At 56.4% G+C, this 775-nt stretch carries 1 protein-coding gene; it reads right to left on the bottom strand.

Features of this window, described 5'->3' with window-relative positions:
• Window positions 1–775, bottom strand: a 775-nt coding sequence (locus tag NZ705_12495; GenBank protein ID MCS7293762.1) for a molybdopterin-dependent oxidoreductase, incomplete at both ends; no start/stop codon positions are given.

The raw sequence follows: 775 nt of genomic DNA, 5'->3' as shown, positions 1-775 counted from the left end.
ATCCTGATAAACCGTAAAGGGGGATTGACGTAGAGCCCTTTTGACCCGCTCCAGGTGGGGCATACTCACCACGGGGTTGGTCGCTACGATCCAAAGAAAGCCTATTTCGCCTCTTTCCAGAGCCTCTATTAGCTGCCAGGCCGTACGTCCGGGGCGAGGGCTGATCTGTCCCCGTAACAGGCCCCAAAAATCCTCCACCTCCTGCCGATGCCGGGGATTCGTAACTTGGCGATAACCCGGCAATAAGTGTGCTAGCCCCCCGGCCTCCCGTCCTCCCATGGCGTTGGGTTGTCCTGTTAGGGAAAAAGGGCCACTGCCGGGACGACCTATTTGCCCGGTGAGCAGGTGTAGGTTAATCAGACAACGCGCTTTAGCAGTGCCCTCTGCCGACTGGTTAATGCCCATGGACCACAGGGACAACACGGCCTGGGCGTTTCCCCAGTAGCGCGCCGCCCGTTCCAGGTCCTCTTGCCTAATGCCGCAACGTTCAGCCACCTTCTCCGGCGGGTAGGCTGCCAAAAGTCTTACATAGTCGTCAAAGCCACGAGTGTGATTATCAACAAATTCCTTACAGACATATCCCCACCGCAAGAGCAAATGGCCAATACCGTGGAGCAAATCAATGTCAGTGCCAGGGCGTATATCCAAGTGAAGGTCGGCCACTTCAGCTGTGGGGGTGCGACGCGGGTCCACAACGATCAGCTTAACATTGGGATTTCGTTTATGGTGATTGCGCAGTCGATTGAAGACGATGGGATGGCATTCGGCGGTGTTC

Source organism: Gloeomargarita sp. SKYB120, from assembly GCA_025062155.1.
Lineage (GTDB): Bacteria > Cyanobacteriota > Cyanobacteriia > Gloeomargaritales > Gloeomargaritaceae > Gloeomargarita.
This window is presented reverse-complemented; position numbering and strand designations above follow the sequence as displayed.